General features: G+C 69.2%; 15 protein-coding genes. 2 read left to right on the forward strand and 13 right to left on the reverse strand.

Going from position 1 to position 13,244, the window contains the following annotated elements:
• Window positions 1-156 precede the first annotated feature (156 nt).
• Window positions 157-450 (reverse strand): succinate dehydrogenase assembly factor 2, encoded by a 294-nt coding sequence (locus tag FPV16_RS25350; RefSeq protein ID WP_027173438.1) that lies wholly within the window; start codon window positions 448-450, stop codon window positions 157-159.
• Between the two features lie 81 nt (window positions 451-531).
• The gene (locus FPV16_RS25355) at window positions 532-795 is read right to left on the reverse strand and encodes a CCDC90 family protein (protein ID WP_227441285.1); all 264 of its coding nucleotides are present in this window, start codon (window positions 793-795) and stop codon (window positions 532-534) included.
• A gap of 270 nt (window positions 796-1,065) precedes the next feature.
• Between FPV16_RS25355 and recG the strand changes: the two genes are divergently transcribed.
• Both recG and FPV16_RS25365 read left to right on the forward strand, forming a co-directional pair.
• Window positions 1,066-3,207: an ATP-dependent DNA helicase RecG gene (gene recG / locus FPV16_RS25360; RefSeq protein ID WP_227441286.1), complete on the forward strand. Its 2,142-nt coding sequence runs from the start codon at window positions 1,066-1,068 to the stop codon at window positions 3,205-3,207.
• Window positions 3,208-3,495: 288 nt separating this feature from the next.
• The gene (locus tag FPV16_RS25365; protein ID WP_227441287.1) at window positions 3,496-3,828 is read left to right on the forward strand and encodes a hypothetical protein; all 333 of its coding nucleotides are present in this window, start codon (window positions 3,496-3,498) and stop codon (window positions 3,826-3,828) included.
• Window positions 3,829-3,880: 52 nt separating this feature from the next.
• Here the strand turns inward: FPV16_RS25365 and FPV16_RS25370 are convergent, their stop codons facing one another.
• From FPV16_RS25370 to FPV16_RS25420, 11 genes are all read right to left on the reverse strand, one after another.
• Window positions 3,881-4,711 (reverse strand): DUF502 domain-containing protein, encoded by an 831-nt coding sequence (locus tag FPV16_RS25370; protein WP_227441288.1) that lies wholly within the window; start codon window positions 4,709-4,711, stop codon window positions 3,881-3,883.
• 114 nt (window positions 4,712-4,825) lie between these two features.
• On the reverse strand, window positions 4,826-5,023 hold the full coding sequence (locus tag FPV16_RS25375) for a hypothetical protein (protein ID WP_227441289.1): 198 nt from the start codon (window positions 5,021-5,023) through the stop codon (window positions 4,826-4,828).
• A gap of 96 nt (window positions 5,024-5,119) precedes the next feature.
• Complete coding sequence (locus FPV16_RS25380; protein WP_227441290.1) at window positions 5,120-5,467, reverse strand: nitrile hydratase accessory protein; 348 nt, start codon at window positions 5,465-5,467, stop codon at window positions 5,120-5,122.
• Window positions 5,464-6,132, reverse strand: a complete 669-nt coding sequence (nthB, locus tag FPV16_RS25385) for a nitrile hydratase subunit beta (protein WP_227441291.1) — start codon at window positions 6,130-6,132, stop codon at window positions 5,464-5,466. Before nthB ends, FPV16_RS25380 begins: the two co-directional genes overlap by 4 nt.
• Window positions 6,129-6,770: a nitrile hydratase subunit alpha gene (gene nthA, locus FPV16_RS25390; RefSeq protein ID WP_227441292.1), complete on the reverse strand. Its 642-nt coding sequence runs from the start codon at window positions 6,768-6,770 to the stop codon at window positions 6,129-6,131. The genes nthB and nthA overlap by 4 nt, the downstream gene beginning before the upstream one ends.
• Window positions 6,771-6,909: 139 nt before the next feature.
• Window positions 6,910-7,956 (reverse strand): endonuclease/exonuclease/phosphatase family protein, encoded by a 1,047-nt coding sequence (locus tag FPV16_RS25395; protein WP_227441293.1) that lies wholly within the window; start codon window positions 7,954-7,956, stop codon window positions 6,910-6,912.
• 167 nt (window positions 7,957-8,123) lie between these two features.
• A complete protein-coding gene (gene glmS, locus FPV16_RS25400; RefSeq protein WP_227441294.1) occupies window positions 8,124-9,950 on the reverse strand; it encodes a glutamine--fructose-6-phosphate transaminase (isomerizing) in 1,827 nt (608 codons plus the stop codon).
• Window positions 9,951-10,277: 327 nt separating this feature from the next.
• Window positions 10,278-10,598, reverse strand: a complete 321-nt coding sequence (locus FPV16_RS25405; protein WP_227441295.1) for an XRE family transcriptional regulator — start codon at window positions 10,596-10,598, stop codon at window positions 10,278-10,280.
• Window position 10,599: 1 nt separating this feature from the next.
• Window positions 10,600-10,941 (reverse strand): type II toxin-antitoxin system RelE/ParE family toxin, encoded by a 342-nt coding sequence (locus tag FPV16_RS25410; protein WP_227441296.1) that lies wholly within the window; start codon window positions 10,939-10,941, stop codon window positions 10,600-10,602.
• Between the two features lie 113 nt (window positions 10,942-11,054).
• Window positions 11,055-12,461 (reverse strand): bifunctional UDP-N-acetylglucosamine diphosphorylase/glucosamine-1-phosphate N-acetyltransferase GlmU, encoded by a 1,407-nt coding sequence (gene glmU / locus FPV16_RS25415; protein ID WP_227441297.1) that lies wholly within the window; start codon window positions 12,459-12,461, stop codon window positions 11,055-11,057.
• 141 nt (window positions 12,462-12,602) lie between these two features.
• A complete protein-coding gene (locus tag FPV16_RS25420) occupies window positions 12,603-12,842 on the reverse strand; it encodes a hypothetical protein (RefSeq protein ID WP_227441298.1) in 240 nt (79 codons plus the stop codon).
• Window positions 12,843-13,244: the final 402 nt, after the last annotated feature.

Genomic DNA, 13,244 nt, shown 5'->3' on the forward strand with positions numbered 1-13,244 from the left:
GCGCTTTAGGCTGGGGCTTGGCCATCGGGTCGGGGTTTCGAACTCATGGGAATGCGTCGATCGGACCGTCTCGTCCAACCCATTCACCTCATCTTGAGGTGAATGGGTTGGACGAGACGGTGACCGGATGTGACGCCCGCAGGGCGGCGCCGGAATCTAGTGAATCGGCGCGTCGTGCTTATGGAACGCCTGGAGGCGGCGGTATACCGGCGTGTCGTAGTTCTGCGGCGTCTCGTCCTCGCCGGTGAGCCAGCGGAACAGGTCGCGGTCGGGCACCTCGATCAGGGCCTCGAAGGTGGTCAGCTCCTCCTCGCTCAGCGTGCCGATCTCGGCATCGGCGAAGCGGCCCATGATCAGGTCCATCTCGCGCATGCCGCGGTGCCAGGCGCGGAAGAGGGTGCGGCGGCGGCGTGGATCGAGGTCGGCGCTGGTACGTGTGGTTCCGGACATGGGGTCAGCCTGTGATGCTGCGATCCTGGGATCCCCGGATCGGTGGAGTGTCGGATCGCGCGAGGTTCAGCACAGACCTTTTCAGCGCAGCCCTCGCGCAAGCGTGACGATTGCGCCCACGATGACGATGGTCCGGAATCCGATAGCCGACAGGACCCATTTGAGAATGTCGTATTTCGATTCCGCGATCTCGGTCTTGAGGTCGGATTTCGTCACCAGCGTCGACAGATCGGTTTCTCGCGTCTCGCGAAGGACGCCGGTCACGGCCTCCGCCTGGTCGTCCGAGAACCCGGCGGCTTTCAGCTTCCGGGCGCTGGCGAGAGTATCGAGGGCGATCGTGGCCATGGTGCGTGCGCTGGAATTCCATGCCGCAATGTCCGCAACGGGACCGGCTTCCCGAATATGGCCGATCCCGACAGAGTTGCAACGCCGCCGGACCATATCGTCACGCGCGGCGGCAGCGGCAAAGAGATCGTTGCCCGGCTCGGTCCCCGCATTCTATGCCGATCTTATGCTCTCTCCTCCCGGCATGACGGATACGCGAGGTCCGGCACTGTCATCCTCCCTTCGGGTGTCTTCCGTCCCGCATCCATACGAGGGATGGTCGCTTCGCCCATGACAGACGAACCCCGCCCGCAACTTCTCCGTCCCAGCATCCTCGACCCGCTCTTCGCAGAGGCCCGGACCCTGCCCGGCGTCGGCCCGAAGATGGCGCCGCTGATCGAGCGGCTGCTCGGCACCCCGGAGCAGCCCGCGCGGATCGTCGACCTTCTGTTCCACCTGCCCCAGGGCGGGGTGGCGCGGACCATGATGGGGTCCATCGCCGAGGCGCCGCCGGGGGAGCCGGTGACGCTGGGCGTCACGGTCACCGGCTATCGCCCGCCCCAGGCCGGGACGGGGCGGCGCCCGTTCCGGGTCCTGGTGGAGGACGGCACCGGGGACATCACCCTCGTCTTCTTCGGCATGCCCCAGGCCCGCGTGGAGAAGATGCTGCCGCTCGGCGCCCACCGCTACATCTCCGGCCGCATCGACCTGTGGGACGGGCACCGGCAGATGGTGCACCCGTCGCGGATCGTGGACGAGGCGGGGCTCGCCGCCCTCCCCGCCGTCGAACTCGTCTACGGCGCCACCGAGGGGCTGACCTCGCGGGCGATCTCGAAACTGGCGCATTCCGCCCTCGATCGCCTGCCGACCCTGCCCGAATGGCAGGACCCGGCCTGGCTCGCGCGGGAGGGGCTGCCGGGCTTCGCCGATGCCCTCAGGGCCGAGCACCGGCCCGAGAGTGCCCCGCCCGCGCCCGCCAGCGATGGCGTTACGCCCCGCACCCCCGCCCGGCGGCGGCTCGCCTATGACGAACTCCTCGCCTCGCAGTTGGCGCTCGCCCTGATGCGCGCCCGCAACCGCCGCGCGCCCGGCCGGGCCAATGCCGGGGACGGGCACCTCAAGGACCGGATCGAAGCCGCCCTGCCCTTCGCGCTCACCGGCGCCCAGGCCCGCGCCGTAGCCGAGATCCGCGCCGACCTCGCCTCCGACCGGCGCATGCTGCGCCTGCTCCAGGGCGATGTCGGCTCGGGCAAGACGGCGGTGGCGCTGCTGGCCATGGCCTCGGCGGTGGAGGTCGGCCGGCAGGCGGCCCTGATGGCGCCCACCGAGATCCTGGCCCGCCAGCACTTCGAGCGCCTGACGGGGCTCGTCGGATCCCTGCGCCTGCGCCTCCTTACCGGGCGCGACAAGGTCTCGGAGCGCCGTGCCACCCTCGCCGACCTCGCCGACGGCCATATCGACATCGTCGTCGGCACCCACGCCCTGTTCCAGGACAGCGTGGTGTTCAAGGATCTCGGCGTCGCCGTGGTGGACGAGCAGCACCGGTTCGGTGTCCACCAGCGTCTCGCGCTCGGCGCCAAGGGGGCGGCGGTGGACATCCTTGTGATGACCGCGACCCCGATCCCGCGCACCCTGGCGCTTACCTGCTTTGGCGACATGGACGTCTCGGTCCTCGACGAGAAGCCGGCAGGGCGCCAGCCCATCGCCACCCGCCTCGTCTCCACCGATCGCCTCGACGAGGTGGTGGCGGGATTGGGCCGGGCGCTCGCCGCCGGGGACAGGGTCTACTGGATCTGCCCGCTGGTGGCGGAATCCGAATATGTCGATCTTGCCGCCGCCGAGGACCGCTTCGCCGACCTGCGGCAGGAATTCGGCGACGCCGTCGGCCTGATCCACGGCAAGATGCCGGGGCCGGACAAGGATGCCGCCATGGAGCGGTTCGCCGCCGGCGAGACGAAGATCCTCGTCTCCACCACGGTGGTGGAGGTGGGCGTCGACGTGCCCGAGGCGACGATCATGGTGATCGAGCATGCCGAGCGCTTCGGCCTCGCCCAGCTGCACCAGCTGCGCGGACGGGTGGGGCGCGGGGCCAAGGCCTCCACCTGCCTGCTGCTCTATCGCGGCCCGCTGGGGCAGGTCTCGCGGGCCCGCCTCGAGATGATGCGCGAGACCGAGGATGGCTTTCGCATCGCCGAGGAGGATCTGCGCCTGCGCGGCGAGGGGGAGGTGCTGGGCACCCGCCAATCGGGGGTGGCCGCCTTCCGGCTTGCCAGCCTCGAGAGCGATGCCGCCCTGCTGGAGGTCGCCCGCGACGATGCGCGGCTCATCGTCGAGCGCGATTCCGGCCTCAGATCCGAGCGCGGACAGGCGCTGCGAGTGCTGCTCTACCTGTTCGAGCGGGACGCGGCGATCCGGCTCCTCGGGGCCGGTTGAGGTGATTCGCCGGCTGAACGAGGCTGAAGGATGTGCGGACAATTGCGACGATCGGCCGGGATCGGGCCTGCGCACTCTGCCTCCGGATGGCCATGGCGTCGCAGCCGGAGTGACGGAATTTCCGTCTCGAATCAGCGGCTTGGGAAGGATCGCATCACTGCCCGGCGGGCGAATGGTGCGGTGCCGCACGGACTTCCTGAACTTGAAATGAACGTATTCTCCCCTTAACTGAACATGAACGAACGGCCCGCCACACTGGGCTGCCACACAGTTTTCAGGAGGATGGATATGTCTGCCGGACTGTTCCAAAACCTGCCGGGTGCCCACGAAATGGGAAGTGCCTATGCGCTTCCGAGCGAGCCCTGGCTGCTTCCGATTTCGGATGGCAAGGAGCCCGCGCTCAAGACGACGGACGATGTCCTCCTCGCGGTCCGTCGATCCGCCCGCCCCTTCCGGATCGCCGCGAACGCCCTGATGGCGCTTCTCCTCGTGGCCGTCACCGCCCAGGTCGCCATCGGCTGGGGTGGCTCCACCGCCCCTCACCACACCACGAGTCACATCGCCGACGCCTCGCCTCCGACGCTTCCCGTCGAGAAGGCGTCGATGACGGTTCACAACTAGGTCCCTTCTCTTCGGCGGTGAGGCGCGGATTTCGCGCTTTGCTGCCGAAGCGTCAGATCGACTTCTCGACGACCTTCCGGGTTTTGACGAGCTGTTCCTGGCGATGGGACGATGCCTCCAGCAGGGGATCGTCCTCGGTCGCCTGGACGGCTCCGGCCTGAGCCGAGCGGATCGAGGCCGCCATGGCCTGCAGCCTGACCTGCGGGTCCTCCGGCTGGATCACCCCCGCCGACATGACGAGCTTGGCCGCGTCGTCGATGCTCATGGGGACTTCGATGATGTCCGCCCTCGGCAGGTAGAAGAAGAACCCCGTGGTGGGGTTGGGTGCGCAGGGCAGGAACACGCCCACATGGTCGTTCTCCTCGCCGAGCGCGGTCTGCACGTCGGGGCCGGCGGGCGCCGAGACGAACACCACCGACCATGTGCCCTTTACCGGGAACTCCACCAGACCGACGGTGCGGAACGACGTGCCGTTGGCCGAGAACAGCGTCTCGAAGATCTGCCGCAGGCCCTTGTAGAGGCCCGAGATCACCGGGGTGCGCGCCAGCAGCACCTCGCCGAACTCGACCACGCTGCGCCCGACGAGGTTGGCGGTGAGGAAGCCGAGCAGCGTCACGGCGATGAAGGCGATGACGAGGCCGATGCCCGGGATCGAGAAGGGCAGGTAATGGTCCGGCAGGTAGCTCGCCGGTACCAGGGGCTTCACCCAGCCGTCGATGAGGCTGATGAACCACCACGTGATGTAGATCGTGATCGCCAGCGGCCCGGCGACGATGATGCCGGTGAGGAAGTAGGTCCGCAGGCGGCTCTTCTTGCTCACCCGGGGCGGCGGTCGTGCTCCGGCGGGGTCTGGTTCCGGCAACGGGGTGAGCGTTTCGCGCACGGTCGGCCTGTCTCGTGGGAGGCCGATCGTCAGCCTGCATGACAAGGGTTAGCGGGTCGGGCGTGTCACCTCAAGCGCGAGGAGGCTCTGCCCCGGATGATCCGAGACGAAGGATCATGGCCTGGTCTCGCCGAGGGCCGCTTCCGCGGCGAGCGCCCTCTCCTTCCACGCATCCCGCTCCGCCAGAGCCTCCTTGAGGGCGAGTTCGGCCCGCTGAGCCCGCACGGCGCTGGCCGAGGCCAGGGCCTGTGCCCGTTCGCGGGCACGGGTCTCACCGGCCATCTGGACCTTGAGGTCGCGCGGCGTTGCCATGGTCGTGTCCGTTCTCGTCGGGGAGGGAAAGCCGCAGGATGCCCCGCCGGCGCCCGCTCCGCCAGAGCCGGGGCCTCGTTCGCAGGTCGGGGTTTCTCAGGTCGTTGAATGCGGATCGTTCGCCAGGACGATCGGTTCGCCGTGCGGGGTCGCGGCGGCGGCGCGCAGGAAGGCGTCGCTGCGGGCCTGGACGCTCACGGAATCGGTGACCCCGCGTTCGGCGAGCAGTGTTTCCAGGGTCGCGAGCCAGCGTCCGTAATCGGCCGCCGCTTCCGGCTCGCCCTCCGGCCGGATCGTGCGCCCGAGGGCGTGCGCCCAGTCCGCCTGCGTGAACAGGCCCCGCTCCTGCAGGGCGACCACGAGGGCGAAGACCTGCGCCTCCCAGGGTTCCGCGAACGGTCCCGGATCGTCGGGCCGGCACATGGCGGTCATCGCGGCGGTCATCGCGGCGTCCCCGGCAGGAGATAGCCCTCGAAGGCGGCTACGGTGACGCGCCCGCCCGGGTCGGCGCTCGCCCCCCACAGTTCGGCGGCCTCGAACCCCACCGTGTAGAGCCATTGCGGCGGGGCATCCCGGCCCTCCGCGCTGGCATCGGGCAGGACGAAGGCGCCGTGGATCCGCTCGATGACGCCACGCCGTCCCCGGACGTAGCGCGGTAGGCGGGTGTGGCCCGTGGGGTGGTCGTTGCGCATCAAGACGGGGTCGCGTACCGCATATAAGGCCGGCGCATCCGGCGGCCGGTCGCTGGGGAATCCCGCCGAAAAGCGGGGCGGAATCTCCTCGGCATGCAGCACCCGTTTGACCGCCCGCGCCGGCTCCCGGCTCGCGCCGCCGGCGATTTCCTCTTGCGTGGCAAGGCCATGGGCGACGATCTGCGCTTCGAGGGCGGCGAGCCAGATCTCGTAATAGCTCGACGACAAGTACTCCGCCGGCGGCAGCGATTCCCGCGCGGCGCGGCTGCCATCCAGGGTCCAGGTACCGGTATAGCCCATCGCCAGGGCCAGGGCGAAGACGCGTCGCTCCCACCCCTCATGAAACACCGGCTCGTTCGCCTCCGGCATGACGGGGCCGAATCCGTGGGCGCCGCCGAGATCCTGCGCCCCGTTCATCGGCCGGACTCCGGGGTGAGCGGCAGCCCGGTGCCGATCATGCAATCGCGCGTGACCAGGGCGGCGAGCTCGGCCTCGGTGAGGGATTCGGTGCCGGCGGGCCGCAGGGGCAGGACCATGAAACGGGTCTCGGCGGTGGAATCCCACACGGTGATGCGGGTCGGCTCGGGAAGGGTCAGGCCGAACTCGGCGAGGACCCCGCGCGGGTCGAGGACGGCGCGGGCGCGGTAGGGCGGCGCCTTGTACCAGACCGGCGGCAGGCCGAGCACGGGCCAGGGATAGCAGGAGCACAGGGTACAGACGACGAGGTTGTGGCTGTCGGGCGTATTCTCGACCACCACCATATGCTCGCCGCCGCGCCCGCCGATGCCGAGTTCCGCGATGGCCGGCGTTGCGTCGGCGAGGAGCCGTTCGCGATAGGCCGGATCGGTCCAGGCGCGGGCGACGACACGGGCGCCGTTATGGGGGCCGATGCGGGTCTCGTACATCTCGACGAGGGCATCGAGGGCGTCCGCCTCGACGTAGCCTTTCTCCAGCAGCAGCGATTCCAGCGCCTTCACCCGCGCCTCGATGGGGCTGAGGCTGCTGCCATGTGCGTGGTCCGGATGGTCGTGGTGATGATCGTGATCGTGCGCCATGGCGTCTCGTCCTGTGCCCGGAACGGTCTTCACGTCGGATGTCCGGCCCGAAGGCGGGCAAGCACGAGGCGCGCCGGGCGATGTGCGAGGGCCAGTCTGCGACCGGAGAGGGACCGTGTCGACACCACTCCGGACATCGTCAGCGCACGGCCTCGATGGCCTCCCTGGCGTCGCGATGATCCTCGGCGGTGGCCTCCGGCTTCTCCTGCCGTGTGAGGGCCTGCGGCGCGGCGCAGAGGCTGACCGTGATCGGGAAATGATCGGAGCCGACATCGGGCAGCCGCTCCATGTGGCCGAGCAGAAAATGCTCGCTGAAGAAGACGTGGTCGAGGGGCCAGCGCATCACCGGCCATTGCGCGTGGAAGGTCGCGAACAGGCCGCGGCCCTGGCGCGGATCGAGCAAGCCGCTGATACTCTGGAACAATTGGGTCGTGCGGGACCAGGCCACGTCGTTGAGGTCGCCGGCGACGATGGTCGGTCCCGGCGCTTCCGCGACCTCGCGGGCGACGATCACGAGCTCGGCGTCGCGGGGCGCACTGCTATGGCCGGGATGCGGGGGGCGCGGGTGCAGGCCGTAGAGCGTCGCCGCCTCGCCGTCCGGCAGCACCACCTGCGTGCGCAGCGACGGCACGTCGTCCTGGAGCAGGAAGCGGATTTCGGGGCCGCGCAGGGGCAGGCGCGAGTAGAACAACAGGCCGTAGGTGTTGTCCTGCGGCTGCTCGACCCGGTTCGGGTAGAGCGCGCGCAACGGAGCCATGGCCTCCTGCCAGCCGGAATCGGTCTCCAGCAGCAGGACGAGATCGGGGGACCGGCGCGTGACGAGATCGAGGGCCGCGCCGTAATTCCTGTTCGTCTGCAGGACGTTGAGCACCACGAGGCTGAGCCGGGCTCCCGGTTCGCAAGCCGTGGCCGCCTTCGCCTGGGTGGCGGCGAGCGGCGTGAAGGGCAGGATGTAGCGCACCTGCGTGACCAGCGCCGCCGCCATGGCGAGGGCGAGGATCAGCGAGGGAAGGTCCCTGGAGACCAGCAGGAGGCCGACGAGGCAGGCCGCCAGCGCCACCGCGATCTGGAGCCGGGGGAAGTCCAGGCTGCGGATGAAGCCGAGATTGGTCTCGATCAGGGGCAGCGCCGTGGCTGCCACCAGCAGACCGGCAATGCCCTGCAGGGCGAGCGTGAGATACGTCAAACCTGGTCTCCGCCGCCGCGCACCCGTCCGGGCGCCGCCCAACCGGGCCGTTCAATGGGCCTGCCGCGTCGTCGCGATCGACCGCCATGCGACCCCCGCTTCGACCGCCACGCGACCCGGTTTCGAGGAGCGCCTGACAATCGTCGGATTCCGGTGGCGGTTCCGGCCTATTCCACCGTGACCGATTTGGCGAGGTTGCGCGGCTGGTCCACGTCTTTGCCCATGAACACAGCCGTATGATAGGCGATGAGCTGGATCGGCACGGCGTAGACGATGGGGGCCACGACCGGGTCGAGGTCGGGCATGGTCACCGTCGCCATGGTGTCGAGGCCGGCCGCCGCCGCGCCCTTGGCGTCGCCGATGAGGATGATGCGGCCGCCGCGGGCGGCCACCTCCTGCATGTTCGACACCGTCTTCTCGAAGATCGCGTCGTGCGGCGCGATCACGATCACCGGCACGCTCTCGTCGATGAGGGCGATGGGACCGTGCTTGAGCTCGCCGGCGGCATAGCCCTCGGCATGGATGTAGCTGATCTCCTTGAGCTTCAGCGCGCCCTCCAGGGCCATCGGGTAGCTGGTGCCGCGGCCGAGATAGAGCACGTCGCGGGCCTTCGAGACCTCGCGGGCCAGAAGTTCGATCTCGCCTTCCAGCTTGGTCGCGTCCGCCATCAGGCCGGGCACGGTGATGAGCGCGTCGACGAGGTCGCGCTCGCGCTCGGCGCTCAGGGTGCCCCGCGCCCGGCCCGCCGCGATGGCGAGGCACAGGAGCACGGTGAGCTGGCAGGAGAAGGCCTTGGTGGAGGCCACGCCGATCTCGGGGCCGGCCAGGGTCGGCACCACGGCCGAGGCTTCGCGGGCGATGGTGGAGGTCGGCACGTTGACGACCGCGAGGGTGTGCTGGCCCTGGTCCTTGGCGTAGCGCAGGGAGGCCAGGGTGTCGGCGGTCTCGCCCGATTGCGAGATGACGAGGGTGAGGCCGGCCTTGTCGAGGGGCGGCTCGCGGTAGCGCGCCTCGGAGGCGACGTCGATCTCCACCGGCAGGCGCGCCAGGCTCTCGAACCAGTATTTCGCCACCAGCCCGGCATAATAGGCGGTGCCGCAGGCGGTGATCGAGAGCCGCGAGAGATCCTTGAAATCGAACGGCAGGGCCTCGGGCAGGGCGACCCGGCCATTGGCGAGATCGACGTAATGGGCCAGCGTGCGGCCGACCACTTCGGGCTGCTCGTGGATTTCCTTGGCCATGAAGTGGCGGTGGTTGCCCTTCTCCACCCGGTAGGCCTGGGCGACGATGCGCTGGCGCTGGCGCGAGACCGGGTTGCCGTCGATGTTGCGGATCGCGGCGCCCTCGCGGGTCAGCACCGCCCAGTCGCCCTCTTCGAGATAGGTGATCTCCTCGGTGAAGGGCGCGAGGGCGAGGGCGTCCGAGCCGAGATAGGTCTCGCCGTCGCCGAAGCCGATGGCCAGGGGCGCACCGTGGCGGGCGCCGATGAGGAGGTCGTCGTGGCCGGCGAAGATGAAGCCCAGCGCGAACGCGCCGCGCAGGCGCGGCAGGGCGGCGGCCACGGCCTCCACCGGGCCGAGACCCTTGTCCATCTCGGCGCTGACGAGCTGGGCCACGACCTCGGTGTCGGTCTCGCTCTCGAACCGCACGCCCTTCGCCTGCAACTCGGCCTTCAGCTCGCGAAAGTTCTCGATGATGCCGTTATGGACCACCGCCAGCCGCGCCGTGGCATGGGGGTGGGCATTGGTCTCGTTAGGGCGGCCATGGGTGGCCCAGCGGGTATGGCCGATGCCGATGGCGCCGGGCAGCGGCTCGTCGCGCAGCTTGAGTTCGAGATTGGAGAGCTTGCCCTCGGCCCGGCGGCGGTCCAGCCGGCCATGGGCCAGGGTGGCGACGCCGGCCGAATCGTAGCCACGGTATTCGAGGCGGCGCAGGGCTTCGACCACCTGTCCCGCCACCGCCTCATGCCCGACGATGCCAACGATTCCGCACATGGACGCTACTTCTCACACGAGTGGCCGGGCCGGAATGGCGGAAGCAGTACGGGCTTCCGACGTCTCCGACCGGGATTTTGGCGGTGGCCCACGCAAGGAGCGGCCCACGCCTTCCAGAACCGCCTTGTATCGGATCGGGACGCCTCGCCGCCAGCTATCCCGTCATTGTGCCGCATGGGCGGCATGGCTTGTCCTCATTCTTATCATCAAGAAAGTATGGCAAGTTCATGATAAGAATAGCTTTTATGATTCTGGCGCGGCGTTCTGAAGGTGCGCCATGGGTCGGACGTATCCTCGCAAAGCGAGGCCGGTCGGCGTCCTATACGGTCAAGGCGCGAGCTCACCCATGTTCGTGAGATGAATCACGCCTTTGCCGGGCAACTCCACACGCAGTTCCAGCTTGCCTCCCGCCGCTTCCACGAACCGACGCAGCGTCGAGAGGTAGAGGTCGGTCTGACGCTCCATCTTGAGAACGGCGGGCTGCGTGATGCCCAGCTCCCGCGCGATGTCTTCCTGGCTGCGGTCAGCGAGCAGACGCAACGCCTTGAGCCCGTCGATCTCGGCCTTCATCTCGTCCGCGCGAGCCTGAATTCGCGCATGACGGTCGGGCGGCATTGCGGCGATCACCTGTTCCATCGTCCGTGCCATTCTATCGCTCCCGCGCTGCCAGATGTTCCTCGAACCGATGGTCCGCCCTGGCGATGAGTCCTTTGTAGAAACGTTTTTGCGCCACCCCAGCCTTGTCACCTGCGATCAGGAGAATGGCTTGGCGCTCCGGATCGAAGGCGAATGCGACCCGCCATACTCCACCCTCGGCCCGGAACCGCAATTCCTTCATATTGGCATGCCGCGACCCCGAAAGCGTGTCGACATGCGGGCGCCCGAGGGCAGGTCCGTACTCCATGAGAAGCAGCGATAAAGCTGCAATCGCGTCTTGGACCGATCCGGACAACGCTTCGTATTCAGGATCGAAGGCATCGTGCAGCACCACGGTCCAAGAATCTGGAACTATAACCCCCAGGTTATGGAAAAGCCAGATTTTGCGCTGAACCGAGTTTCAGTTCAGTGCCTCTTGCAGGCATCGGTCATGGAGCGGAGTTGCCATTAGAGGCCCGAGGATCGCTTGGCGGCCTTGATCGCCTCTAGCCCCGCCCGCATTCCACCGGCCACGCCCTCGATGATGCGCTGGCGGCTGCGGGCGATGGCGAGGGCGTCGCCCGGCACCGAGGCGGTGATGACCGAGCCCGCGCCGACGATGGCGCCGGCCCCGACGCTCACCGGCGCCACCAGGGCGGTGTTCGAGCCGATGAAGGCCCCGGCCCCGATCTCGGTGCGGTGCTTGTTCACCCCGTCGTAATTGCAGGTGATGGTGCCGGCCCCGACATTCGCCCCCGGCCCGATCTCGGCGTCGCCGAGATAGGTGAGGTGGTTGGCCTTGGCGCCCTCGCCGAGGCGCGCGTTCTTCATCTCGACGAAATTGCCGATGCGCGAGCCCGTCTCCAGTACGGCCCCCGGCCGGAGCCGCGCATAGGGGCCGATATGGACGCCCCGTGCCAGGGTCGCGCCTTCGAGATGCGAGAAGGCATGGATCACGCAGTGGTCGCCCACGGTCACTTTGGGGCCGAACACCACATGAGGTTCCACGAGAACGTCCCGGCCCAATACCGTGTCCACGCTCAGAAAAACCGTGTCCGGCGCCACCAGCGTGGCTCCCCCGATCTGCGCCGCGCGGCGCAGGCGCGCCTGGATCGTCGCCTCGGCGACGCTGAGCTGGACCCGGTCGTTGACGCCCTGCGCCTCGGCCTCGTCCACCGGCACCACCGCCACGTCGAGCCCATCCGCGACAGCCAGTCCGACCGCGTCGGGCAGGTAATACTCGCCCGCCGCGTTGGCGTTGCCGATCCGCGTCAGCAGGGCGAGGGCATGGGGGCCGGACAGCGCCATCAGGCCGGCATTGCACAGGGTGACGGCACGCTCCTCCGCACTCGCATCCTTCTCCTCGCGGATGGCGAGGACGCGACCGCCGTCCGTCAGCACCCGTCCGTAGCCGGTGGGATTCTCCGACGTGAAGGCCAGCACCGCCACCGCCGCCCCTTTCGCCAGGGGCGCGCGCAGGCGGGCGAGGGTGGCCCCGGTGACGAGGGGGGTGTCGCCGAACGCGATCACCACGTCGTCGGAGCCCGCTTCCAGGGCCTCGCGGGCGGCCAGCACCGCATGGGCCGTGCCGAGGCGCTCGACCTGCGGATGGACCGAGGCGCCGGGGGCCGCGCGGGCGATCTCGGCGGCGACCGCCTCCTGCCCCGGCTCCACCACCACGGCGATGCGGTTCGCTCCCGCTTCGCTCGCGGCGGCGAGCACGTGGCCGAGCATGGTCCGCCCGGCCACCGCATGCAGCACCTTGGGCAGGTCCGAGCGCATCCGCGTGCCCTTGCCGGCGGCGAGCACGATGGCGGTGAGGCTGCGTCCGCCCGTCCTGGCGGTTTCGCTCGAAATGCTGGTCTGCGCCGTCATCGTCTCTCCGCCGCTGTCGGGCCGGGGGCCGGGTCGCGTCTCGTCGCGTCCGGCTGCGCTACTGCGCGGATTGCCGGGTAGCAAGCCTGCGCCGCCGGCAAGCTGGAGGCGCCGACGGAGGTCCGGTCCGCCCCGTCCCGGTCACTGGCTCTTGAGGATCAGGGTGATCAGCACGGCGGCCACGCACACGAACATGACGACCCCGAGGACCAGGCTCGCCAGGGTGGTGGTGGAGATGTAGGTGCCGGCGACGGTTCCCAGCATGCGCGTGACACCGCCTCCCGCCGGGGAAGCGGCGTCACCGGGATGGCCGCAGCCCGGGCAGGCGAGGGCCTGCGCGGAGACCTGTCGCGTGCAGGCAGGGCATGGGATGAGCGCCATGAGGTGCCTCGTGTGAGGGGAACGACCCGCGGAATCTGTCATAAGCGCGGCCATTCGGCCAGTCTGGGCCCCCCTCGCCTGCCGCGCCCGGCGCCCGCCGGCCGCTCGCCTATCGGAAATGTCGCGGTCCCGTGAACGGTTTCGGTCCTTTCCGGCTTAAGGTTGGGTTCAGGCCGCGCCGTGGTAAAGCCGGGACATGCCGCACCGCACCCCGCGCCTTCCCGCGCCGACATCACAGGTCCAATGACGCCGACGATTCCGGGACTTCGCCGCGCCGTGACAGAGCCTTCCTCCGATGATCCCGTGATGGCGGGACCGCAGGACCGCAGCCGCCGGGAGCTTCTTTTCCAGGCGGGCGCCGCCGCTTTGGCCCTCTCCCTCCCCGCTTCCACCGCCCTGGCC

This window comes from Methylobacterium sp. W2 (assembly GCF_020662345.1).
In the GTDB taxonomy this organism is placed as follows: Bacteria; Pseudomonadota; Alphaproteobacteria; order Rhizobiales; family Beijerinckiaceae; genus Methylobacterium.

Coding starts and splice junctions, on each gene's coding strand:
- FPV16_RS25350 (WP_027173438.1), bottom strand. CDS start 450: ATGTCCGGAACCACACGTACCAGCGCCGACCTCGATCCACGCCGCCGC.
- FPV16_RS25355 (WP_227441285.1), bottom strand. CDS start 795: ATGGCCACGATCGCCCTCGATACTCTCGCCAGCGCCCGGAAGCTGAAA.
- recG (WP_227441286.1), top strand. CDS start 1,066: ATGACAGACGAACCCCGCCCGCAACTTCTCCGTCCCAGCATCCTCGAC.
- FPV16_RS25365 (WP_227441287.1), top strand. CDS start 3,496: ATGTCTGCCGGACTGTTCCAAAACCTGCCGGGTGCCCACGAAATGGGA.
- FPV16_RS25375 (WP_227441289.1), bottom strand. CDS start 5,023: ATGGCAACGCCGCGCGACCTCAAGGTCCAGATGGCCGGTGAGACCCGT.
- FPV16_RS25380 (WP_227441290.1), bottom strand. CDS start 5,467: ATGACCGCCGCGATGACCGCCATGTGCCGGCCCGACGATCCGGGACCG.
- nthB (WP_227441291.1), bottom strand. CDS start 6,132: ATGAACGGGGCGCAGGATCTCGGCGGCGCCCACGGATTCGGCCCCGTC.
- nthA (WP_227441292.1), bottom strand. CDS start 6,770: ATGGCGCACGATCACGATCATCACCACGACCATCCGGACCACGCACAT.
- glmS (WP_227441294.1), bottom strand. CDS start 9,950: ATGTGCGGAATCGTTGGCATCGTCGGGCATGAGGCGGTGGCGGGACAG.
- FPV16_RS25405 (WP_227441295.1), bottom strand. CDS start 10,598: ATGGCACGGACGATGGAACAGGTGATCGCCGCAATGCCGCCCGACCGT.
- glmU (WP_227441297.1), bottom strand. CDS start 12,461: ATGACGGCGCAGACCAGCATTTCGAGCGAAACCGCCAGGACGGGCGGA.
- FPV16_RS25420 (WP_227441298.1), bottom strand. CDS start 12,842: ATGGCGCTCATCCCATGCCCTGCCTGCACGCGACAGGTCTCCGCGCAG.